The organism is Mesorhizobium kowhaii (assembly GCF_042431665.1).
GTDB lineage: Bacteria > Pseudomonadota > Alphaproteobacteria > Rhizobiales > Rhizobiaceae > Mesorhizobium > Mesorhizobium kowhaii.
This window is the reverse complement of record NZ_JBHLYT010000044.1, coordinates 280,894-302,006: the sequence shown is the minus strand read 5'-3', so window position 1 is coordinate 302,006 and position 21,113 is coordinate 280,894. Positions and strand designations below refer to the sequence as shown.

23 protein-coding genes are annotated in these 21,113 nt (G+C 62.8%); 12 read left to right on the top strand and 11 right to left on the bottom strand.

Annotated features, from left to right (window positions below; all coding sequences use genetic code 11):
• Nucleotides 1–245 (top strand): hypothetical protein (locus ACFFNA_RS25605; protein WP_378922600.1); only part of this gene is annotated, 245 nt, incomplete at its 5' end.
• Between the two features lie 66 nt (nt 246–311).
• Here ACFFNA_RS25605 and ACFFNA_RS25600 read toward each other — a convergent pair.
• On the bottom strand, nt 312–1,229 hold the full coding sequence (locus tag ACFFNA_RS25600; RefSeq protein ID WP_378922598.1) for a LysR family transcriptional regulator: 918 nt from the start codon (nt 1,227–1,229) through the stop codon (nt 312–314).
• Between the two features lie 132 nt (nt 1,230–1,361).
• On the opposite strand from ACFFNA_RS25600, the gene ACFFNA_RS25595 reads away from it, so the two are divergent.
• Both ACFFNA_RS25595 and ACFFNA_RS25590 read left to right on the top strand, forming a co-directional pair.
• A complete protein-coding gene (locus ACFFNA_RS25595; RefSeq protein ID WP_378922595.1) occupies nt 1,362–2,000 on the top strand; it encodes a DsbA family protein in 639 nt (212 codons plus the stop codon).
• Nucleotides 2,001–2,041: 41 nt separating this feature from the next.
• The gene (locus ACFFNA_RS25590) at nt 2,042–2,653 is read left to right on the top strand and encodes an NAD(P)-dependent oxidoreductase (protein ID WP_378922593.1); all 612 of its coding nucleotides are present in this window, start codon (nt 2,042–2,044) and stop codon (nt 2,651–2,653) included.
• Nucleotides 2,654–2,665: 12 nt separating this feature from the next.
• Here the strand turns inward: ACFFNA_RS25590 and ACFFNA_RS25585 are convergent, their stop codons facing one another.
• The 7 genes from ACFFNA_RS25585 to ACFFNA_RS25555 all read right to left on the bottom strand — a co-directional run bounded on the left by ACFFNA_RS25585 (nt 2,666) and on the right by ACFFNA_RS25555 (nt 9,488).
• Nucleotides 2,666–3,448 carry a hypothetical protein gene (locus ACFFNA_RS25585; protein ID WP_378922591.1) on the bottom strand — a complete coding sequence of 261 codons (783 nt, stop codon included), beginning with the start codon at nt 3,446–3,448 and terminating at the stop codon, nt 2,666–2,668.
• 121 nt (nt 3,449–3,569) lie between these two features.
• Entirely contained in the window at nt 3,570–4,103 is a 534-nt protein-coding gene (locus ACFFNA_RS25580) for an L-2-amino-thiazoline-4-carboxylic acid hydrolase (RefSeq protein ID WP_378922589.1), read from the bottom strand.
• An 84-nt stretch (nt 4,104–4,187) separates the two neighbouring features.
• Nucleotides 4,188–4,964, bottom strand: coding sequence for an ABC transporter ATP-binding protein (locus tag ACFFNA_RS25575; RefSeq protein ID WP_378922587.1), 777 nt, complete (start codon nt 4,962–4,964; stop codon nt 4,188–4,190).
• A complete protein-coding gene (locus ACFFNA_RS25570) occupies nt 4,961–5,965 on the bottom strand; it encodes an ABC transporter ATP-binding protein (protein ID WP_378922585.1) in 1,005 nt (334 codons plus the stop codon). The genes ACFFNA_RS25575 and ACFFNA_RS25570 overlap by 4 nt, the downstream gene beginning before the upstream one ends.
• A complete protein-coding gene (locus tag ACFFNA_RS25565) occupies nt 5,962–6,792 on the bottom strand; it encodes an ABC transporter permease (protein ID WP_378922583.1) in 831 nt (276 codons plus the stop codon). Before ACFFNA_RS25565 ends, ACFFNA_RS25570 begins: the two co-directional genes overlap by 4 nt.
• Nucleotides 6,789–7,775 (bottom strand): ABC transporter permease, encoded by a 987-nt coding sequence (locus ACFFNA_RS25560; RefSeq protein WP_378922581.1) that lies wholly within the window; start codon nt 7,773–7,775, stop codon nt 6,789–6,791. The genes ACFFNA_RS25565 and ACFFNA_RS25560 overlap by 4 nt, the downstream gene beginning before the upstream one ends.
• A 102-nt stretch (nt 7,776–7,877) precedes the next feature.
• Nucleotides 7,878–9,488, bottom strand: coding sequence for an ABC transporter substrate-binding protein (locus ACFFNA_RS25555; RefSeq protein ID WP_378922579.1), 1,611 nt, complete (start codon nt 9,486–9,488; stop codon nt 7,878–7,880).
• 374 nt (nt 9,489–9,862) lie between these two features.
• On the opposite strand from ACFFNA_RS25555, the gene ACFFNA_RS25550 reads away from it, so the two are divergent.
• Nucleotides 9,863–11,053: a M24 family metallopeptidase gene (locus ACFFNA_RS25550; RefSeq protein WP_378922577.1), complete on the top strand. Its 1,191-nt coding sequence runs from the start codon at nt 9,863–9,865 to the stop codon at nt 11,051–11,053.
• 32 nt (nt 11,054–11,085) lie between these two features.
• On the top strand, nt 11,086–11,766 hold the full coding sequence (locus ACFFNA_RS25545; protein ID WP_378922575.1) for a DUF4304 domain-containing protein: 681 nt from the start codon (nt 11,086–11,088) through the stop codon (nt 11,764–11,766).
• A gap of 2 nt (nt 11,767–11,768) precedes the next feature.
• On the opposite strand, the gene ACFFNA_RS25540 is transcribed toward ACFFNA_RS25545, so the two are convergent.
• The 3 genes from ACFFNA_RS25540 to ACFFNA_RS25530 are packed head-to-tail and all read right to left on the bottom strand — an operon-like array spanning nt 11,769 to nt 14,261.
• A complete protein-coding gene (locus ACFFNA_RS25540; protein ID WP_378922573.1) occupies nt 11,769–12,191 on the bottom strand; it encodes a cupin domain-containing protein in 423 nt (140 codons plus the stop codon).
• A 6-nt stretch (nt 12,192–12,197) separates the two neighbouring features.
• Nucleotides 12,198–13,052, bottom strand: coding sequence for a phosphoenolpyruvate hydrolase family protein (locus ACFFNA_RS25535; RefSeq protein WP_378922571.1), 855 nt, complete (start codon nt 13,050–13,052; stop codon nt 12,198–12,200).
• A 12-nt stretch (nt 13,053–13,064) separates the two neighbouring features.
• Entirely contained in the window at nt 13,065–14,261 is a 1,197-nt protein-coding gene (locus tag ACFFNA_RS25530) for a Tm-1-like ATP-binding domain-containing protein (protein WP_378922569.1), read from the bottom strand.
• A 110-nt stretch (nt 14,262–14,371) separates the two neighbouring features.
• Between ACFFNA_RS25530 and ACFFNA_RS25525 the strand changes: the two genes are divergently transcribed.
• From ACFFNA_RS25525 to ACFFNA_RS25495, 7 genes are all read left to right on the top strand, one after another.
• Nucleotides 14,372–15,067 carry a TetR/AcrR family transcriptional regulator gene (locus ACFFNA_RS25525; RefSeq protein ID WP_378922567.1) on the top strand — a complete coding sequence of 232 codons (696 nt, stop codon included), beginning with the start codon at nt 14,372–14,374 and terminating at the stop codon, nt 15,065–15,067.
• Nucleotides 15,068–15,426: 359 nt separating this feature from the next.
• The gene (locus ACFFNA_RS25520; RefSeq protein ID WP_378922565.1) at nt 15,427–16,743 is read left to right on the top strand and encodes an ABC transporter substrate-binding protein; all 1,317 of its coding nucleotides are present in this window, start codon (nt 15,427–15,429) and stop codon (nt 16,741–16,743) included.
• Between the two features lie 68 nt (nt 16,744–16,811).
• Complete coding sequence (locus ACFFNA_RS25515; protein ID WP_056594760.1) at nt 16,812–17,717, top strand: carbohydrate ABC transporter permease; 906 nt, start codon at nt 16,812–16,814, stop codon at nt 17,715–17,717.
• A gap of 1 nt (nt 17,718) precedes the next feature.
• Nucleotides 17,719–18,678, top strand: coding sequence for a carbohydrate ABC transporter permease (locus ACFFNA_RS25510; protein WP_378922563.1), 960 nt, complete (start codon nt 17,719–17,721; stop codon nt 18,676–18,678).
• The gene (locus ACFFNA_RS25505; protein ID WP_378922561.1) at nt 18,675–18,896 is read left to right on the top strand and encodes a hypothetical protein; all 222 of its coding nucleotides are present in this window, start codon (nt 18,675–18,677) and stop codon (nt 18,894–18,896) included. Before ACFFNA_RS25510 ends, ACFFNA_RS25505 begins: the two co-directional genes overlap by 4 nt.
• On the top strand, nt 18,893–19,996 hold the full coding sequence (locus ACFFNA_RS25500; RefSeq protein WP_378922559.1) for an ABC transporter ATP-binding protein: 1,104 nt from the start codon (nt 18,893–18,895) through the stop codon (nt 19,994–19,996). The genes ACFFNA_RS25505 and ACFFNA_RS25500 overlap by 4 nt, the downstream gene beginning before the upstream one ends.
• Entirely contained in the window at nt 19,996–21,099 is a 1,104-nt protein-coding gene (locus ACFFNA_RS25495) for an ABC transporter ATP-binding protein (RefSeq protein WP_378922557.1), read from the top strand. Before ACFFNA_RS25500 ends, ACFFNA_RS25495 begins: the two co-directional genes overlap by 1 nt.
• The last annotated feature ends 14 nt before the right edge of the window (nt 21,100–21,113 follow it).

Sequence of the window (21,113 nt, the reverse complement as noted above, 5' to 3'; positions counted from 1 at the left end):
GCCAAGCCGACGCCGCGGCACAAAAAAACAAATCCTGTCCCCAAAACCAAATCTTCAAAACACCCGTCAGGCCCCAAGCCGACGGGCGTTTCGATTTTGGACGCTCTGGCGTCGCCCTGCTCCACTCCGCCGCACCCAAACACGCCCAAGCCCACAAGCCGCGACTGAAACGAAGCCCGCCCCCAAAACCAAACTTCAAGCCGCTTGAGAGCGGCCGGTTTCGCATCAATGTAAGCTTTTACTGACGTTTCTGGCGGCCGAAATAGCCCTTACCTCTTGCAGCGTCCTGCAGTCGATCGCCCGTATTGGCGTCACGCCATAGTGCGGCCGCGAGATCGCTTTTTCTCGGCAGCCGCGAGCAATTCGACGAAGGCGCGCACCTTGGCGGGGCGAAATCGGGCTGGCGGAAAGACGGCATGGATGCCGCCGGTGGGCAACCTCCAGTCGGCAAACACCGGCACCAGCCGTCCCTCGGCGATATCGTCGCTGACGCTGTAATCGGGAAATACGCCCAGTCCTATGCCGGCGAGCACGCAGGCATGGGCGGCGGGGCTCTTGTCGCACATGATGATCGGATTGAGTTCGGTCAGCACCGTCTCACCATCCCTGGAAAACAGCCATTGGCCAATGCCGCGCAGCTGGGCATTGCCGACCCAGGCCAGCGATCTGGCCTGGCGCGGGGTCACGTCGGGTGGCAGGCTTGCCGCGAAGGCGGGGCTCGCCACCACGGTCTGCCGTATCGTGCCCAGGCGCCGCGCCTGGTTGGAGGAATCGGTGAGCCAGCCGACGCGGATGCCGAGATCGACCTGCTCGTCCACCAAATTGCTCACCGCGTCGTCGAAGATGGCCTCGACGCGCATATGCGGATAGGTCTTCAGATAGGCCGCCATGACCGGGGCCACCATCTTGGTGCCATAGTCGAGCGGCGCGGTCAGCCTCAGCGTTCCGCTCGGCTCGACCGCTCCATGCGAGATTTCGCCATAGGCCGCCTCCGCCTCGCGCAGGATGATCATCGCGCGGTCATAGAAGAGGCGGCCCTCTTCGGTCGGCGTAACGCGCCGCGTGGTGCGTTGCAGCAGCGTTGCGCCCAGTTCCTCCTCGAGCTTGCCGATCTGGTGACTGACCACGGCCTTGGCGACACCAAGCCGGTCAGCCGCCGCGGTAAACGAGCCGGTTTCCATCACCGTGGTGAAGTAGGCGAGCCGATTGAGGTTCAGAAGTTCGGCCAAGGCGACAGCCTTTGTCTGATTGGATCAGACAGTTTGTATTATTGGGCGCCATTTATCGCAAGACCGCCGCCTGCCATAGATCTGCGAACACATCGGCATGCCCGGCAGCCGGTATCCCGCACCAAGGCGACCATGAGCAATTCAGAAGTGACCTACCTCTTCGATCCGCTCTGCGGCTGGTGCTATGGCGCCACTCCGATGCTGGACAGGCTGTCGGCCGGCGGCGTGCGCGTCGAGCTGCTGCCGACCGGCCTATTCTCGGGTGCCGGCGCGCGTCCGATGGATGAAGGTTTTGCCGCCCACGCCTGGGCGAACGATCAGCGCATCGAACGGTTGACCGGACAGCCGTTCACGCAGGCCTATCAACACGATGTCCTCAATGTCCGCGGGACGCTACTGGACTCCCATGCCGCCACCCTCGGCATCAGTGCCGCCGGCCTGGAATATCCGAGCCGCCGGCTGACCGCGCTGAAGGCGATCCAGCGGGCGCGCTATGTCGACGGCCGCGATGTCGTGACCATCGGTGGCGTTGCCGAGGTGCTCGCCGCCGCCGGCATGACGGACGCCGGCGACCTGCTGAAGGCGCCGACTGAAGGGTTGATGACGGCCCACCGCGAACTGGTCGGCCGTGGCCGCGCGCTGTTTCAGCGCCTGCATGCCGATGGCGTGCCTGCTCTGGCGGTCATCCGCAACGATGCGCCCCGGCTCATCGGTTCGAACGCACTGTTCGGCAGCTTCGACAACCTTGTCGCCCACATCGCGGCGGCATGATCCATCCACCAGCAATCTCCAACAAGGAAACGGAAAAAGACATGGCAAAAGTCGCTCTCATAGGCGCATCAGGCGCTGCCGGTTCGCGCCTTCTCAGGGAACTCTCCGATCGTGGCCACTCGGTCACCGGCATTGCCCGTAATCCGGAAAAGATCGCCGCCCTGCCGGGCGTGACAGCCAGGAAGGGCGATGTCTTCGACAAGGAAGGTCTCGCCAACCTGATCCGTGGTCATGATGTGGTGATCAGCGCTGTGCATTTTCTTGACAGCGACGCCGACACGTTGATCGCTGCCGTGCGCGCCTCCGGCGTGAAGCGCTATCTTGTCGTCGGCGGCGCCGGCAGTCTCGAAGTCGCACCCGGCAAGCGGCTGGTCGATACGCCGGAATTCCCGGCGATCTACAAGGCTGAAGCGCAGAAGGGTGCCGACTTCCTGGACAAACTGAAGACGGTCGGCGACCTCGACTGGACGTTCCTGTCGCCATCCGCCGTGTTCAGCCCCGGCGAGCGCACCGGCCAATTCCGCCTCGGCAAGGACACGCTTCTCGCCTCGGACAAGGGCAGCAGCATTTCCTTCGAGGACTACGCCATCGTCATGGTCGACGAGATCGAGAAGCCGGCCCACATTAGACAGCGTTTCACCGTCGGCTACTGATCGAACGAAGGCTCAACCGAGCCCGGCCGATGCCAGGCGCATCAGGGCTTCGCGGACGCCGACACGTCGGTAAGACTCGGTGACGAGACCGTCCTTTCTCAGCGCTTCGCGGCGTCGTTCGACAAAGGCGCGCTGCTCGCTGGTCAGGTCGTGCTCGCGCTTGCGGAGCCATTCCTGATAAGACGGATCAACCTCTTTGACCGGCTTGGCAGCAGTCGAAACCGAAGCCGGCCGGCTATCGGTGTAGCGAGGCCGCAAGGCGCTGTTGGGATTGTATTCTGTTCGCTTGTCGTTGCCTGAAATGATGAGATCCGGATCCACTACGCGGCCCGACGGGCTGTAGACGAATGCCGAAGCGATGCGGTCGAGTGCCGCATCGACTTCTTTCGGCCGATGCACGACCTCGCGCGGCTGGCGATCGGGAACCGCAAGTCTTGTGATGCCGCGATCATTGATAGCGTCGAGAACCTCACGGTGATCGCGCGAGGTGATGACCTCGCGCCGGGCGGGCCAGAAATCGTACGGCGCATGCGCGCCGTAGCCCTTGCCGATGTGGAAGGCATAGATTTCCGGGTAGACGGTCAACTCGGTCCGGCGGCTCGGCTTGACGTCGTAGAACGAGGTGATGGCGATCTGCAGCAGATGGGTCGCGCCGATGCCGCCAAGGACATCGTCGATCACCAGGCCGAACCGGTCATGCCGGTTCCAGTTCGGCAAAGCCTCGGCGATCGAAGCCGGCCTGCCGTCGATCTCGACGTCGAACATCCCAGCTTTCAGCAATGTCACGACATGCATTGTTGTCTCCCCTCAATGAGGCGCCGTCCGCCGATTCGCATCAGAGCAAGGAAGGGCCTGACTGTCATCTTGTCAGGCTTCTTTCCAACAGCGTCGGCGTCGCTGATGTCCTTCAGTTTGGTCAGGCGCGTCCAGCATCGTCTGCTTCTTGATCGCCGGCCCTGTTGGTCAGCGCGATATGGCAGCAGCCGGAGCCGTGGCCTGGCGTCCAGGTGACGTTGTCGAAACGCACGCCGGTCGCCTCGAACAGGCCGCGGTCGAAGGCGCCGGCAATGCGGCAGAGCGTGGCAAGCTTTTCGCCGCCGGCACCGGCCTCGACCCAAGCATCCTTGAGCGGACAGCGCTTCACCTTGAAGGCGATGCGGTCATCACTGCGTTCGACTTCGGTCGGATACATGCGGCCGCCGTCCGGACTGACCGCCAGGAAGGCCTCGCCGATCGCGCGTGCGTCGTTGGCGCCGAAGTTGGCGAAGGCGGCTGCGGCCACTTCCTTGCCGCGCTGCTCGATGGCGCGGATCATGATCGCCTCCGCCCGGTCGGCGCCCAACGCTCCGGTCAGTTCATCGAGGAACAGACGGTAGAGATCGGCTCGGTTGCGAAAGGCGGAATCGAGTTCGCGCGACAGTTTTTCGGCTCTGGCTTCGGGGTCGGTCATGATGCGTCCTGGCTTGTTGCTTGACCATGATCTTGTCCAAAAACGGGGTTCCACTTTTCGCTAACGCGGCCCTTCGGTTCGGGATCATGGTCTGGTCCGGTTCAATCTCGGTGTTGCCGCTACCAGTGCCTTGCCGATGGCCGATTGCGGCGCGTCGACGACGGCGCGGGCATCACCGCTCTCGGCAACCTGGCCGGCATCGAGAAGGACGACACGGTGGGCAATCGCCCGGACCACGCCGAGATCATGTGAAATGAAGAGATAGGCGATCCGTTCCTCGCGTTGCAGGTCGAGCAGCAATTCAAGGATCTGCCCGCGCACCGAGACATCGAGCGCCGACACCGCCTCGTCGAGCACAATCAGCGACGGTTTTGTCGCGATGGCGCGAGCAATGGCGACGCGCTGCCGCTGGCCGCCAGAGATTTCGTGGATGGCACGCGGGGCGAGATCAGTCGTCAGCCCGACGCGCTCCAGCAAGGCGGCGATGCGGCGCGGGCGTTCGGCGCGGGAGGCGATGCCATGGATGCGCAAGGGATCGTCGAGCATGCGCGCCACCGTGGCGCGCGGGTTGAAGGCGGCCAGCGGATCCTGGAACACCATCTGCAGGCGGGCGCGGCGCGCTCGCAATGCGGCGCCACCCAAAGCCAGGAAATCATTGCCTTCGAATTCGATACGGCCAGCATCCGATTCGATCAGCCGCAGCACCAGCCGCGCGATCGTCGATTTGCCGCTGCCGGAGGGCCCGGCCAGGGCCAACGTCTCGCCGGGGTCGATGTGAAAGGAGACATCGTCGACGGCGGCGATGGTCTTGCCGCCGCGACGGTAGCGTTTGGTGAGGTTGGAAATCGTGAGCAAGCTCATGCGTTGAGCCCGGCTCGGCTCAGCAGCGGCGCGGCGTCGAGGCCGATATGGGCGTCGAGCAGCGTGCGCGTATAGGCTTGGGTTGGCGCGCCGACGATCTGTGCCGTCGTGCCGAGCTCGAGCAGTTCACCATGACGGAACACGGCAATGCGTTCGGCAAGCTCGGCCGCCAGCGCGATGTCGTGGCTGATGAACAGCAGCGTCATGCCATCCTCGGCCACCAGCCGCCGGATCAAGGCGACGATCTCGGCCTGCACGATGGTGTCGAGCGCGCTGGTCGCCTCGTCGGCGATCAGCAGTTTCGGACCCGCCGCAATCGCCGCGGCGATCGCCACACGCTGCTTCTGGCCGCCGGAGAGTTGATGCGGGAAGGCCCGTAGGGCCGAGTCCGGGTCTGGCAGGCGCACGCGTTCGAGCAAGCTCTTTGCCTTCGCGTACGCCTGCGGCCATGTCAGGCCGAGATGCGTGCGCGCCACTTCGGCAATCTGTTTGCCGACTGCCATCACCGGATCGAGGCTGGCGGACGGATCCTGGAAGACGAAGCCGATGTCGCGGCCACCGAGGGGTTTATAGTCTCTAGCAATGGTGGATGGTTGGCGATCCTTCGCGCCCCCCTCTGTCCTGCCGGACATCTCCCCCTCTAGAGGGGAGATTGCGCCCTCATTTCTGGTTTCGCCAATCGCCGAGGACGCAATTGGAGAGCCGGCGGTGGAGCTGCCGATCTCCCCCCTTGAGGGGGAGATGTCCGGTAGGACAGAGGGGGGTGACTTGGCACCAGACGATGGCAAGAACCAGTCAATGCGGCCTTCAATTCTGGCAGACCGCGGCAACAGCCCGGCAATCGCCAATGCCAGCGTGCTCTTGCCCGAACCGCTTTCGCCGATGATGGCCAGGCGTTCACCAGCGACGATATCGAGATTGATGCGTCTCAGCGCCGCCACTTCATTGCCATCGCGGCGGTAGGTCACCGTCAGGTCGCGGATCGAAGCCAGGGTGGTCACGACAGGCCTCCTCTTACGGCTGTCGTTTCGACGATGCCTTCGCCGGCGAGATAGACACCCAGTACTGTCAGCACCAGCGCTAGGCCCGGGACGATCGACAGGAAGGGCGCGGTGCGTAGCACGGCGCGGCCTTCGGCGATCATGCCGCCCCAGGTGACGCGGTTGGGATCGCCCAGGCCAAGGAAGGACAAGGCTGCTTCGGTGAGGATCGCGGCTGCGACGATCACCGAGGACATCGCCAGCACCGGCGGCAGGGCGTTGGGCAGCACCTCGCGAAAGGCGATCGCCAGCGGATGCATGCCGATGGCGCGGGCGCTGGCAACATAATCGCGTTCGCGAATGGAGAGGACTTCGGCGCGCGCGACACGCGCTGGGCCGGTCCAGGTGCCGAGCGCGATGGCAATCACGACGATGCCGAGCGATGGTCCGACGACGCTGACGAAGGCCAGCGCCAGCAGGAAGCTCGGCACGGTCTGGAAGGCGTCGGTGATGCGCATCAGCACCTCGTCGACGAGGCCACCGGCAAAACCAGCCAGTGTGCCAACGACAGAGCCGATGGCGAGTGCTGCCGCCGCTGCCGCGAGCCCGACGGCCAGCGAGGTGCGGGCGCCGTGGAACAGCTCGGCCAGCACGTCACGGCCGAGCCGGTCGGTGCCGAGCGGTAGCGACCAGTCCTGAAACGGCGGCAGCAGCGCTGGTCCGGCGATGGCTTGCGGGTCGCCGGGAAACAGCAGCGACGCCGACAGCGCCATGGCAATCAGCGCCGTCAGGAGGATCGTACCTGCAACCGCCTCGGGCGTGCTCAGAAAGCGGCGGACGGGACTCATGCGCCGGCCTCGCCGGCACCGACGCGCGGATCGAGAAAGGCATAGGCGATGTCGACGAGCAGGTTGATGACGATGACCAGGACGGCACTGGTGAGAATAATCCCGAGCAGCAATGGGGTGTCCCGCGCGGCCACCGCTTCCTGCGCCAGCCTGCCGAGCCCTGGAACGGAAAAGACGTTCTCGATGACGACACTGCCGCCGAGCATTTGCGCCGATTGCAGGCCGAGCATGGTGACCAGCGGCAGCAGTGCATTGCGGGCGACGTGGGCGAGCACGATGCGACGACGCGACAATCCCTTGGCGCGGGCGGCCAGGACAAAATCCTGCCGCCAGACCTCGGCCATGCCGGCGCGCATCATGCGCAGATAGAGCGCCAGATAGATGAAGCCGAGGGCAGAAACCGGCAAGACGAGGTGAATGGCGATGTCGGCGGCGCGGTCGAGGCCGGTCTTGTCCGAAGCCAGGGTTTCGATGCCGCCGATCGGCAACCAGCGCAGGTCAACGGCAAAGACCACGATCAGCACCAGGCCGAGCCAAAAACCCGGCACGGCATAGAGCGCCAGCGAGCCTATCGACAGGAAGCGGTCGCGGACGCTGCCGGGTCTGGCACCGGCGTAGATGCCGAGTGCCGAGCCCAGACCGAAGGAGAGTGCGGTGGCACTGATCATCAACAGCAGCGTGTTGGGCAACCGCTCGAGGATCACGTCGCGGATCGGCCGGGAGAACGTTACCGATTGGCCGAGATCGAGATGCAGCAGCGCCCAGAGATAGTTGGCCAGCCGCGTCAGCTCTGACTGGTCGAGGCCCCAGCGGTGGCGCAAGAGTTCGATCATGCCGGCGTCGCCGCCGGTCGAGACGATATAGGCGTCGACCGCGTCGCCGGGCGCTGCTTCGAGCAGCAGGAAGGTGCCGATCACGACGATCAGCAGCACGAAGATGCTGCCGACGAGACGACGACGGAGGAGGATGAGGGCGCGGGTCATGGCGGCCTCGATGGCCGAGCGTTGAGGTGATCAGGAGGTGGGACGGAACTCAGCCTTGACCAAATTTCCCTGCTGATTTCGCCGCGAATGTTCATCCGCGTGTCACGATTCCAAATAGGTGTCCGCCCAGTTCGACACCGCCCAGCGCGGGTTGTTGGCGATGTTGCCGACCGTGTCACGGGCGACGCTGATGAAGCTCCATTCGGCGACGTTGATCAGCGGCAGGTCGGCGGCCACCTGTTTCTGGAATTCCTTGTAGAGGTCGGTGCGGGCAGCGGTGTCGAGCGTCTCTGAGGCCTTGGCGATGAGGGCATCGAGCGCGTCGTTCTTGTAGCCGCCCTGGTTGGAGAACGGCACGCCGCCGGGAATGCCGCTCTGCACCAGGATGGTGGTCGAGATCGCCGGGTCGCCTCGGAACACCGGCGGGCCGACGGCGAGGTCGAAGGCGTGGTCGGTGTAGACGGCCTTGATGTGCGCGGCCGAGTCGTTGTTGACCAGCTGGGCATCGATGCCGATGGCGGCGAGCGCCTGGCGCAGATAGTCGCCGAACTGCTTGGTCTCGTTGAAATAGGGCGCCGGCAAAAGTTTTAGCGAGAAGCGGTTGCCGTCGGCGCCTTTCTTGTAGCCGGCCTCGTCGAGCAACGCGTTGGCCTTGGCGAGGTCGAAGGCATAGGTCGGCACGTCGGCGGTGTAGAATTGCGGGTCGTTCTTGGGCACCGGACCGGTGGCGGTGGCGGCATAGCCGAGGAACACCGTCTTGACGACGAAATCCTTGTCGATGGCATGCGCGATAGCCTGGCGCACCTTGAGGTCGGCCAGCTCCTTGCGGCGGTGGTTGATCTCGACGACGAGCTGATAGGTGAGCCCCTCATAGCCCTTGGAGATCACCTTGAGGCCCGGCACCTTGGAGATGCGGTCGAGGTCGGCCAGCGGCACGGCGGAGAAGGCGGCGAGCTGGATCTCCTCGGCTTCAAGCGCGCTTGCGGCCGACGTGCGGTCCGGCAGCACCTGGTAGATGATTTCGTCGAGATAGGGCTCGTCCTTGCCCCAGTAATCCGTGTTCTTCGTCAGCCGGTAATATTGGCCGGCCTTGTACTCGCCGAACTTGAACGGCCCGGTGCCGATGGGCGCGTTGTTGGCCGGATTGTCCTCGATCTTGCCCACCTCGTAGATGTGCTTCGGCACCACGCTGCTCAGTGCCGGCAGCGCGTTGCGGATCAGCTGGAACGGGGTCGGCTTGGCGAATTTGAACACGGCGGTGAGATCATCCGGCGTATCGACGGCGGCGAGGTCCTTGAACACGGTGCGGCCGAGATTCTGCAGCGGCTTCCAGATCTGCAGCGCAGAGAAGGCGACATCGGCCGAGGTGAACGGCTTGCCGTCATGCCATTTGACGCCTTCGCGCAGTTTGAACGTCACGGAGAGCCCGTCAGCAGCGCCTTCCCAGCTAACGGCCAGCCGTGGCGCAAGCCCGTCCTTGCCATCGAAGGAGGCTTCGGCCAGTGTTTCGACGATCTTGCTGGAGATGAAGAAGACGCCGTTGGAGGCGACGATCGCCGGGTTGAGGTTGCGCGGCTCCGAATCGGCGGCAAGCACCAGGCGCCCACCCTTCTTCGGCGTCTGCGCCCAGCCGAGTGTCGGCATGGCCGTGGAGGCCAGCAGCATTGCCGAGCCGGCAAGCATCGTGCGTCTGGAAATCGTGAAACCTGACATGATCGAACTCCGTCCTCTCCGCGACCCGGCCGGTGCGCCAACACCCCTCGAACGCCGGCGAGCCCGCCAGCATCCTTGCGGTGGCGATTATGAGCCTTGCCGAGGGTTTCGCCAGAGACGGAATTGGCGCATCCTCGCTTGGCTTTGAAATTTTCGTCCGCTGGACCAGTTTAGAGGAAGCGGTTCAATCCGGTCGACTCTGGTAGGACCAGATCAGCGGGAGATGTGACGAATGACGACTTGGTGACCGTATAGCGGGGCCATTTCGCGTATTTCTGGCTAGACCAGAGTGAGCAAAATGGTGCAGATTTGATCCACAGCTAGGGATCGGGAACAGAATAGCCGGCGATCTCAGGCAATTCAGGGATAGAGAGATGAACATTGCTCCGGGCAAGAGTGCCGTCAGCAATATCCCGTTCGACCAGGCAAGGGTCGACCGGCTGATGGAGGAGGCCGGCATCGATGTGCTGCTCGCGACCTCCAAGCACAACACGCAGTATCTGCTTGGCGGCTACAAATTCATCTTCTTCGCCGCCATGGATGCGATCGGCCACAGCCGCTATTTGCCTGTCGTCATCTATGAGAAGGGCGGACCGGACCATGCCGCCTATATCGGCAACCGCATGGAAGGCGCCGAGCACCAGAACAACCCGTTCTGGACACCGACGCTGCACGCCGCCTGCTGGGGCACACTCGATGCCGCCAATCTTGCCGTCGAGCATTTGCAGAAGATTGGCAAGTCGGACGCCCGCATCGGCATCGAGCCGAGCTTCCTGCCGTCGGACGCCTACACGCTGATCCGCAAGGCGCTGCCGGACGCCAAACTGATCGACGCGACAGCCATGCTTGAGAGCATGCGTGCCATCAAGACCGATGCCGAGCTTGAAAAGCTGCGCACCGCCTCCGAACTGATCACCGATTCCATGCTGGCAACCATTGCCTGGGCAGGCGAAGGCACGACCAAGACCGAGATCATCGAGCAGCTTCGGCGCGAGGAAACCAATCGCGGCGCGCATTTCGAATATTGCCTGCTGACGCTGGGCTCCAGCCACAACCGCGCCGCCTCACCGCAAGCATGGAAGAAGGGCGAGGTGCTGTCGATCGATTCCGGCGGCAACTATCACGGCTACATCGGCGACCTCTGCAGGATGGGCATTCTGGGCGAACCGGATGCCGAACTCGAAGACCTGCTGGCCGAGGTCGAGATGGTGCAGCAGGCGGCATTCTCCAAGGTCAAGGCGGGCACGCTGGGCGGCGACATGATTTCCCATGCCGAGGGCGTGCTGAAGGCGTCGAAGGTCGCGCCGTACACCGATTTCTTCGCCCACGGCATGGGGCTGATCACGCATGAAGCGCCGTTCCTGATGACCAACCATCCGGTGACCTATGAAGGCACCTATGCGGCCAAGCCGCTGGAAAAAAACATGGTGCTGTCGGTCGAGACGACGATGCTGCACCCGACGCGGGGCTTCATCAAGCTGGAGGATACGGTTGCCGTGACTGACACTGGCTATATGATGTTCGGCGACCGGGGCCGGGGGTGGAATAGAGGTGGGGCGTCATAGATGCTGGTTTGACCGTCTGAGCAGTCGCTAAGATGGATCGGGAAGCGCCAACGCAAGTCTTTCTCGACGCATGCTGCCAGATTTCTTCTCGGCTCGAACCTGTTGGATTTCGCTTTGCAAAAAGCGGTCCTCATGCAAGTCGCCGAACCGGCGACTGGATATTCAAGATTTCCTTTCAGTCAAACTATCTGAATGTCGGTGGAGAGTATGTCGAACTCGTCGTGCATGCGTCGGTCCACAACAAGGTAATAAGGGAATGGGACGAACGCAGCGGTTGGCCGGCCAATGCCAGCAACTGGGTCGCGGGTGGACAGCTTGGCAATTTGCGAACCCCGCATCACTGGCAGACATGGAACATCGCAAACCCGCTTACCCGTCAGGCTGAAATCGCGAACATCGTTGCCAACATTCAGACGACTGTCCTGCCATTCTTCGAGCGTTTTGGTGCTCCACGCAAACTAGCTGAACAGCTCGCGCATTCTGAAATCCCAGGTTTCATGTTCCCACAAAATTCTGTTCGGTTTGTATTCTGGCAACTTGGTTCAGAGGCAGCGGAAAACTGTATGTCCTACTGGGTGGCGCGCCTACAATCGTCGGATGCTTTCCGATCAGAACGCGACGTCCCCACTCTGCCAAATAGGCTCGCTTCGGGAAGCGATGCCAACAACCTGGCAAGGGTCGCTCGTGCGATGAAGATTGGTCTCAGCCTCTGACGTTAGTCCTTCCCGCCCGGCGGCAGCAACCTGAAATCCGGCAGCTCGCGCAGCACCAGTTCCGGCCCGGCCGGCGAATAGACGACGAAAAGCTGCATCGGTCCATCACCGGTGTTGAGCGTCGAGTGAAAGCGGCTTTCCGGCACATAGATGGTGCAGCCGGGGCCGACCTTCTCGACCACCGGATTGCCCTTCTCGTCCTCGACCATCTGCTCGCCATGGCCCGAGATGACGAAGATGATTTCCTCGGCGCCCGGATGGTTGTGGCGTGTGTGGCCCTTGCCGGAGGGCAGGTCGACGACACCGCCGGAAAAGCGCGTTGCGCCATTCACGTCGGGCGCCACGGTCAGCGCCAGCCTGCCCCAGTCGAAGCCGAAGGCGCCGACGTCCTTGGGGTAGACAAACATTTTGCTCTTGTCGGTCATCTCTCATCATCCCTTCTTTTTCTTCTGGTCATGAAGTGTCACAGCCTTGAAATCAGCCGTCTGTCTAGCGATCGCGGCTTCCGCCGGCAGCCGTTCCATCGAGCTTGCGCCATAGAAGCCGTGCAGGCCCTTGCAACGGTCGAGAATGTATCTGGCGTCGTCCGGCATCGAGATCGGCCCGCCATGGCAAAGCAGAATGACATCCTTGCGCACCGAACGGGCAGCGTTGGCGATGGCATCGATCTCGACAACGCAGTCGTCGAGCGACTTGGCCGAGGTGGCGCCGATCGAGCCGCCGGTCGTTACCCCCATATGGGCGACGACGATGTCGGCGCCGGCTTTTGTCATGGCGCGCGCCTCATCGGTATTAAACACATAGGGCGTGGTCAGAAGATCAAGCTTGTTCGCCTCGGCGATCATGTCGACCTCGAGCCCGAAGCCCATGCCGGTCTCCTCGAAACTGCGCCGCATGTTGCCGTCGAACAGGCCGATGGTGGGAAAATTCTGCACGCCGGAGAAGCCCATCGTCTTCAGTTCGGTGAGCAGCAGCGGCATGATGACGAACGGGTCGGTGCCGTTGACGCCGGCCAGCACCGGCGTCTTCTTGACCACCGGAAGCACCTCATAGGCCATTTCCTTGACGATCTCGTTGGCATTGCCATAGGCGAGCAGTCCGGCGGCCGAGCCACGCCCCGCCATGCGGTAGCGGCCGGAATTGTAGATGATGATGAGGTCGATGCCGCCGGCTTCCTCAGCCTTGGCCGACAGGCCGGTGCCGGCGCCGCCGCCGACGATTGGCACGCCCTTGTCGATCATTCCCCTGAATTTCTTCAGTACGTCCTTGCGCGGTATGGCGGGCATGTCTTGAATCTCTCACTGTCTGGCGATGTCGAGAAAAGCCGCAACCGCGGCCTTGGCGAATTCGGGATCGTTGATGTGCAGGGGCAAGCGCGTTAAGCGGCGCGTGCCGTTCGGCTTGATGGTGCGCTCGATGGCCTCGAACAGAACGGCGTCGGCCTCCGGGTCAAAAAAGGCGCCACCTTCGATGTCGAGTGCTGAGACACCTTTTTCCGGAATGAGGACATGCACCGGCCCCTCGCAGAGGGCGAGCCTTGTACCGATCCATTCGCCAATCGCTCGGCATTCCTGCGCCGTGGTGCGCATCAGCGTGACGTTCGGATTGTGCTCGTAGAACAGCCGTCCGCGATAGTGTTCCGGGATGGTTGAAGGCGCCCAGAAATTGACCATGTCGAGCGCGCCGACCGAGCCGACATAGGGCAGCCTGGTGCGGGCGATCGCGCCGAAACGGTCCTCCGTCGCCGGCAGCACGCCGCCGAACAGGAGGTCGCAGACCTCCGTCGTGGTGATGTCGATGACCCCGGACAGCAGGCCGCTGTCGGCCAGCTTTTCCATGCTACGACCACCGGTGCCGGTGGCGTGGAAGACCATGCAGTCATAGGTCGAGCGGAGTTGATCGGCGATGGCGGTCACGCAAGGCGTGGTGACGCCGAACATGGTGAGGCCGATCGACGGCTTGCCGTCGGGTGGCGGCGCCGGCCTTGCCGCCATGCCTGATATCGCCTGGGCAGCGTTGTGCAAGACGACACGGGAAAGCCGGTTCAGCCCGGCCATGTCGGTCACCGATGGCATCATGACGATGTCGGAGACATCGACATAGGGCGCGGTGTCGCCGGAGGCGAGCGTCGAGACCATGATCTTGGGCAGGCCGAGCGGCAGCGCACGCATGCCCGACGTGATGATCGAAGTGCCGCCGCCGCCGCCAATGCCGATCATGGCGGCGATGTCGTTTCGCGATTGCGCAAAACGGGCGAAAGCGACGCCCATGGCGGCAACCGCGGCGCCACGGTCATCGCCGCCAAGCACGGCGTCACGACCGCCGGGGTGGTGGCTGGCAATGTCCTTCGCGGTGACGTCCACGGCGATGGTTGCGTCGCGCGTCCCGACATCGACGCGGGAAACGATGGCGCCCGTGGCAGCGATCGCATCCGCCAGGAAGGCGAGTTCCTCGCCCTTGGTATCAGCGGTCCCCACCACATAGATGCGCTTCATTGCGTTCCCCAATCCAGGCAGGCGCAATGCTGCGCCCCATCGCTCATTGCCCGGCCGCTCGACGATGCGAAGGTCATTGCAAATTTTTGAGACGCGCGTATCGTATTGATATGGATGTCTCACGTCAACAATCCACGGCGGGCGACGACGCCGTGCGGGGTAGCAGCCCAGCGCTAGAGCGCGGACCGCGCGCGCGCACGAAACGGCTGATGCTGGAGACGGCGACAAGGCTGATGCAGGCGGGCGTCACGCCTTCGGTCAGCGAGGTCGCCGAAGCGGCACAGGTTTCCCGTGCCACCGCCTATCGCTATTTCCCGAGCCAGGCGGCGCTGGTGAAGGCTGTCGTCGACGAGGGGTTGGGGCCAATCCTGACCTGGCAATCGACCTCCGCCGATGCCGAGCGCCGGGTCGCCGACCTGTTCGACACCGCAATGCCGCGCATCGAGGCCTTCGAGGCGACGTTCAAGGCGGCACTGAAGCTGTCGCTCGATCAATGGGCGCGACGCCAGGCCGGTACGCTGGACGGCGAGCCGGCTTTCACCCGCGGCCACCGCATCGACTTGCTGAAGGAGGCGATCGCGCCGCTCAAGGGCCGCTTGCCGCCGCGCGACTTCAAGCGATTGGCACAGGCGCTATCGCTGATCTTCGGCGTCGAGGTGCTGATCGTGCTCAAGGATATCTGGGGGCTGGACAGTCGCCGGACGATGTCGGTCGCGCAGTGGGCGGCCGGGGCGCTGGTGCGCGCGGCGATCACGGAATCAATCGGTGAAGGAGGCAGCATCGATCCGGCGATGGTCGCGAAATAGCGCCTATCTGGTTCGACCAGATTTACATGCCGATTACCGATATTAACCGCAGTGCGGGGTGCCGGACAACACCTGCGCATATCACTGAGTAGGAAAATCTTGGTAAAACAGGCAGATAAAGCCGGAATCCAATAGCAACGGCCAAGTCGAGCTGCCAAGATAGGGCTTGACGTATGGCCAAGATTGGTAATACCAGATTGGATCAGAAAAGCGGATCGAAAGTGAGGGCTGCGATCCATTTTCCGGCAGGGCGAGGAGGCCCGAAACCGGAAAGGTGCGATCACGGGAGGAACTACCAGGGCCGGCCCCGTTGCCGGCTCGCATGACAAGGTAGAATGCGCACAAGGGAGGAAATCATTATGCGCAAGTTAGTGACCAGCGTGCTTGCTGGTATCGGCTTAACGCTTGCCTGCGGAACATCCGTCTACGCGCAGGAAAAGTCGCTCACCATCTTCTGGGCTGAATGGGATCCGGCCAACTATCTGCAGGAACTCGGCAACGAGTACGAGAAGGAAACCGGCGTCAAGATCAATGTGGAGACCACGCCCTGGGGCGACTTCCAGACCAAGGCCTTCACCGAGTTCAACGCCCATGGCGACGCCTACGATCTTGTCGTCGGCGACTCGCAATGGCTCGGCGCCGGCTCGACCGGTGGCCACTATGTCGACCTCACTGACTTCTTCAACAAACACAAGCTGAAAGACGTGATGGCGCCGGCGACGGTGAAATACTACGCTGAATATCCCGGCAACAGCGGCAAGTACTGGGCCATTCCGCTCGAAGGTGACGCCGTCGGCTGGTCCTATCGCAAGGACTGGTTCGAGGACCCCAAAGAGAAGGAAGCCTTCAAGGCCAAATACGGTTACGATCTCGACGTGCCGAAGGATTTCAAGGCGCTACGCGACATCGCCGAGTTCTTCTACCGGCCGGACCAGAAGAAATACGGCATCGCCATCTACACCGACAATTCCTACGACGCGATGGCAATGGGCTTCGAGAACGCGCTGTTCTCTTATGGCGGCGAACTGGGTGACTATTCGACTTACAAGGTCGATGGCTTCATCAATTCCGACAAGGCGGTCGCGGCACTCGACGCCTACAAGGAACTCTACAAGTTCACGCCTCCAGGCTGGGCCAAGTCGTTCTTCGTCGAAGACAATCAGGCGATCACCGAAAACCTGGCCGCGATGAGCATGAACTACTTCGCATTCTTCCCCTCGCTGATCAACGAGGCGTCGAACCCGAACGCCAAGAACACCGGCTTCTTCGCCAATCCTCCCGGCCCGAACGGCGACCAGTTCGCCGCACTCGGCGGACAAGGCATCTCCATCGTTTCCTACTCGCAGAAGCAGGACGAGGCGATGAAGTTCCTGGAATGGTTCATCAAGGACGAGACCCAGAAGAAGTGGGCGGCACTTGGCGGCTACACGTGTAGTGCCGCCGTGCTGAAGTCGGCTGAATTCCAGAACGCCACGCCTTACAACAAGGCCTTCTACGAGACCATGTTCAAGGTGAAGGATTTCTGGGCAGTGCCGGAATATGCCGAACTGCTGCAGCAGCTCAACCAGCGCGTCTACCCCTACATGATCGGCGGCGAAGGCACCGCCAAGGAAACGCTGGACGCTTTGGCCGCCGACTGGAACGCGACTTTCAAGAAGTACGGTCGCGGTCAGTAACAATCATGTCTCACGGAGGGGGCGTTGGTGCCTCCTCCGTTTCTTTTTCTGCAAACGGGAGCAGGGTCTTGGCGACCACGATGATCACCACGCTGGACAGGTCTTCGCGTGCCGCCGCGCGCGGCCTCAGCGACATTTCGATCCGCAACCTCTTCATTATCCCGACGGTCCTGTTCCTGATCGTCTTCAACATCTTTCCGCTGATCTATTCGCTCGGCTATTCCTTCACCGACTTTCGCGCGTCGACCAATGCGCCGGCGAATTTCGTCGGGCTGCAGAACTATCGCGACCTGCTCAACGATCCCTATGTCTGGTCCAACTTCGCCATCACCGCGAAGTACGTCATCATCTCGGTCGCCGGCCAGTTGCTGGTCGGATTTGGCGTGGCGATGCTGCTCAACCGCGACATCCCGCTGAAAGGGTTGCTGACGACGCTGCTGCTGCTGCCGATGATGCTGTCGATGGCCGTCGTCGGCCTGTTCTGGAAGCTGCTCTACGACCCTTCCTTCGGCATCATCAACTATGCGCTCGGGCTCGGTACCTTCGAATGGTTGTCGGATCCGAAGATGGCGCTCTATGCCGTTGCGCTGACCGACATCTGGATGTGGTCGCCCTTCGTCATGCTGCTGTCGCTGGCCGGCCTGTCGGCGGTGCCGAAGCATCTCTACGAAGCCGCGGCGATCGATCGCGCCGGGCCGTTCTACACCTTCTTCCGCATCACGCTGCCGCTGGTGGCGCCGATCCTGATGATCGCCGTCATCTTCCGGACCATGGAAGCGTTCAAGACCTTCGATCTCGCCTACATCCTGACCAGCCAGCCGACCACCGAACTGATCTCGATCCGGCTCTACAAGATGGCCTTCCAGGAGTGGCAGACGGGGCGCTCCTGCGCGCTCGCCTACATCGTGCTGATCATGGTGCTGGCCATCACCAACATCTACGTCAAATACCTCAACAAGGTGAAGGAGCGCTGAGATGGCTGCCGTCCGCACTTCTTCCGAAATAGGCTTCAACCGTGTCGCCATCGTCGCCGTTCTGGTGGTGACGATCATTTTCCTGGCGCCGATCTACTGGATCGCCTCGACGGCGTTCAAGCCGCGCAACCTCGCCACCACCATTCCGCCGACGGTGGTCTTCCAGCCGGAAATATCGCCTTTCGTGAAGCTGTTCACCAAGCGCTCGCAATTGCGCAGCCCGCCAACGCCGGAAGAGTATGCGGCCGCCCCGTGGTGGGAGCGCGTCGTCTTCGACGGCGGCGAGAAGATCGTGCGCGACGGCAAGGGCCAGGTGCAGTGGTCGGGATATCCGAGCCGTTTCCTGAACTCGCTGATCATCGCCATCACCTCGACGGTGCTGGCGGTCGGCATGGGAACGTTCACCGCCTATGGCTTCTCGCGTTTCAAGGTGAAGGGCGAGGCGGATCTGCTGTTCTTCATCCTGTCGACACGCATGCTGCCGCCTGTGGTGGTGGCGATTCCGATGTTCCTGATGTACCGGGCGGTCGGCCTCAACGATTCCCATGTCGGCCTGATCATCCTCTACACCGCCTTCAACCTGTCCTTCTCGGTGTGGCTGATGAAGGGCTTCATGGATGAGATTCCGAAAGAGTATGAAGAGGCGGCCCTCGTCGACGGCTACACGCGCATGGAGGCCTTCTTCAAGATCGTGCTGCCCGAGGCCGCCACCGGCATCGCCGCCACCGCCGTGTTCTGCTTCATCACCGCGTGGAACGAGTATGCCTTCGCGCTGATCATGACCAACCGCCGCGCCCAAACCGCGCCGCCCTTCATCCCCAGCCAGGTCGGCTCCGGGCTACCGGACTGGTCGGTGATCGCGGCCGGAACCTTCCTGTTCCTGCTGCCGGTCGCGATCTTCACCTTCCTGCTCCGCAATCATTTGTTGCGCGGCATGTCTTTCGGAGCGATCCGCAAATGAGCTTTCGTGCCATCAATCAGAAATATCTGGAGCCGGGCAGCCAGGCGCTGATGGTGCTCGGTATCGTCGCGCTCTGCCAGCCCTGGAATATGCTGGTGCACAGCTATGGGCTGACCATCATCCTGATCGGGCTGATCGGCTTCAACATCACCTCGAAGATCGCGCCAGAAGAGAAGGCCGGCACCGGCCAGGTGCGAAATCCGGGAGCACAGCATTGACCCAGATCGAGCTTCGCGGCGTCCAGAAATTCTTCGGCGCCGTCCAGGTCATCAAGGACCTCAACCTCAAGATCACCGACAACGAGTTCATCGTTCTGCTCGGCCAGTCGGGCTGCGGCAAGACGACGACTTTGCGTGCCGTCGCCGGGCTGGAAACGATCGACGAGGGCGACATCCTCATCGACGGCAAACCCATCCAGCATTTGAAGGCCGCCGACCGCGACATCGCCATGGTCTTCCAGTCGTTCTCGCTCTACCCGCATATGAGCGTCTACGAAAACATCGCCTTTCCTTTGCGCGCCACGCGCAAGAGCAAGAGCGAGATCGACTCAGAGGTGCGCTCGGTCGCCAAGACGCTGCAGATATCAGACCTGCTCGACAAGAAGCCGTCGGCGCTTTCGGGCGGCGACATGCAGCGCGTGGCCATCGGCCGGGCGCTGGTGCGGCGGCCGAAGGCGATGCTGATGGACGAGCCGATCGGCGCGCTGGACGCCAAGCTGCGCGAGGAGATGCGGGCCGAGATCAAGCGGCTGCACATCAAGCAGGGGTCGACCACCATCTATGTCACCCATGACCAGATCGAGGCGATGAGCCTCGCCGACCGCATCGTCATCATGCACGAAGGCGTGCTGCAGCAGGTGGGAACGCCGGACGAGGTCTATTCGCACCCGGCCAACCTGTTCGTGGCGCAATTCGTCGGCAGTCCGGTGATGAACGTCGCCGACGCGGCAGTCGCCGAGACGGCGTCCGCGGTCTCGGTGACGGTCGGTGGCGCTGCCGCCGGCTTTGAATTCCCACGGGCGCTGCTGTCGAAGCTCAACGGCCATGCCGGCGGGCAGCTCTCCCTCGGCATCCGGCCGGAAGGCGTCCTCATTCGTCGCGATGCGGCAGAAGGGTTCCTGCCGGTCGAGACGCAGATCGTCGAGCCGCTCGGCTCCTTCGATATCGTCGACCTCAAGGTCGGCTCAAAAATGCTGCGCGCCCGCACCAAGAGCGGCTTCGTCGCCGGGCCCGGCGAGAAGGTGTTTGCCAGGATCGATCCAGCCCAGGCGCATTTCTTCGATACGGCAAGCGGCAAGTCGCTGGGGGTGAGACTCTGATGGCCCATATCCAGCTGAAAAACATCTCGAAGACATTCGGCAATCACACGGCCCTGACCGGGCTCGATCTCGACATCGCTGATGGCGAGTTCTTCGTGCTGCTCGGCGAAACGGGCGCCGGCAAGACGACGACGCTGCGACTGATCGCCGGGCTGGAAAAGCCCAGCGAAGGCCAGGTCTTAATCGACGGCGTCGATGTCGCCGACTGGGGTGCGGCCGAGCGCGACGTGGCGCTAGTGCTGCAGCAATACTCGCTCTATCCGCGCTACACGGTGCGGGAAAATCTCGAATTCCCGCTGAAGCCGAAGATCCGCCGGCTGCCCGACGCCGAGATCAAGGACCGCGTCGACCGCGCCGCCCGCACGCTGCGGATCGAGCATCTGCTAGACCGCAAGACCGACAAGCTGTCAGGCGGCGAGATGCAGCGCGTCTCGATCGGCCGTGCCATCGTGCGCAAGCCGCGCGTGTTCCTGATGGATGAGCCGCTGTCGGCGCTCGACGCCAAATTGCGCGAGGCGCTGCGCACCGAACTCAAGAACCTGCAAATGCAGCTTGGCGCCACCTTCCTGTTCGTCACCCACGACCAGATCGAGGCGATGTCGATGGGCGACAAGGTCGGCGTGCTCAACCATGGCCGCATCGTCCAGACCGGCACGCCGCACGAGATCTACAACAATCCGCGCGACACCTATGTGGCGAGCTTCGTCGGCTCGCCGCCGATGAACCTGATCGACGGCAAGCTGGTGAACGGCCGCGCGGTGATGGCGCCACTGAATTTCGAACTGCCTTTTTCAGGGGGAGCCAAGGCTTTTGGGGGGCTAAAGGCGGGCGCGGCGACCGATGGTCGCCCGCTCGTCTTCGGCATTCGTCCCGAGGACGTCTATCTCGAGAGCGGCGCGCCGGTCGAGGCACACGTCCACGACGTCGAGAACCATGGCGTCGAAAAGATCCTGACTTTGCGCGTCGGCGACGCGATGTTGCGCGCCACGGTGCCGGCCAGGACCGATGTGGCGATCGAGCAGCCGGTGCGCTTTGCCTGGAATCCGGACAAGGTGGTGCTGTTCGACAAGGGCAGCGGCGTCAATTTGCGCCACGCGGGGTGAGAACGCGCTGCTTC

Coding starts and splice junctions, on each gene's coding strand:
- ACFFNA_RS25595 (WP_378922595.1), top strand. CDS start 1,362: ATGAGCAATTCAGAAGTGACCTACCTCTTCGATCCGCTCTGCGGCTGG.
- ACFFNA_RS25590 (WP_378922593.1), top strand. CDS start 2,042: ATGGCAAAAGTCGCTCTCATAGGCGCATCAGGCGCTGCCGGTTCGCGC.
- ACFFNA_RS25585 (WP_378922591.1), bottom strand. CDS start 3,448: ATGCATGTCGTGACATTGCTGAAAGCTGGGATGTTCGACGTCGAGATC.
- ACFFNA_RS25580 (WP_378922589.1), bottom strand. CDS start 4,103: ATGACCGACCCCGAAGCCAGAGCCGAAAAACTGTCGCGCGAACTCGAT.
- ACFFNA_RS25575 (WP_378922587.1), bottom strand. CDS start 4,964: ATGAGCTTGCTCACGATTTCCAACCTCACCAAACGCTACCGTCGCGGC.
- ACFFNA_RS25565 (WP_378922583.1), bottom strand. CDS start 6,792: ATGAGTCCCGTCCGCCGCTTTCTGAGCACGCCCGAGGCGGTTGCAGGT.
- ACFFNA_RS25560 (WP_378922581.1), bottom strand. CDS start 7,775: ATGACCCGCGCCCTCATCCTCCTCCGTCGTCGTCTCGTCGGCAGCATC.
- ACFFNA_RS25555 (WP_378922579.1), bottom strand. CDS start 9,488: ATGTCAGGTTTCACGATTTCCAGACGCACGATGCTTGCCGGCTCGGCA.
- ACFFNA_RS25550 (WP_378922577.1), top strand. CDS start 9,863: ATGAACATTGCTCCGGGCAAGAGTGCCGTCAGCAATATCCCGTTCGAC.
- ACFFNA_RS25545 (WP_378922575.1), top strand. CDS start 11,086: ATGGATCGGGAAGCGCCAACGCAAGTCTTTCTCGACGCATGCTGCCAG.
- ACFFNA_RS25540 (WP_378922573.1), bottom strand. CDS start 12,191: ATGACCGACAAGAGCAAAATGTTTGTCTACCCCAAGGACGTCGGCGCC.
- ACFFNA_RS25535 (WP_378922571.1), bottom strand. CDS start 13,052: ATGCCCGCCATACCGCGCAAGGACGTACTGAAGAAATTCAGGGGAATG.
- ACFFNA_RS25530 (WP_378922569.1), bottom strand. CDS start 14,261: ATGAAGCGCATCTATGTGGTGGGGACCGCTGATACCAAGGGCGAGGAA.
- ACFFNA_RS25525 (WP_378922567.1), top strand. CDS start 14,372: ATGGATGTCTCACGTCAACAATCCACGGCGGGCGACGACGCCGTGCGG.
- ACFFNA_RS25520 (WP_378922565.1), top strand. CDS start 15,427: ATGCGCAAGTTAGTGACCAGCGTGCTTGCTGGTATCGGCTTAACGCTT.
- ACFFNA_RS25510 (WP_378922563.1), top strand. CDS start 17,719: ATGGCTGCCGTCCGCACTTCTTCCGAAATAGGCTTCAACCGTGTCGCC.
- ACFFNA_RS25505 (WP_378922561.1), top strand. CDS start 18,675: ATGAGCTTTCGTGCCATCAATCAGAAATATCTGGAGCCGGGCAGCCAG.
- ACFFNA_RS25495 (WP_378922557.1), top strand. CDS start 19,996: ATGGCCCATATCCAGCTGAAAAACATCTCGAAGACATTCGGCAATCAC.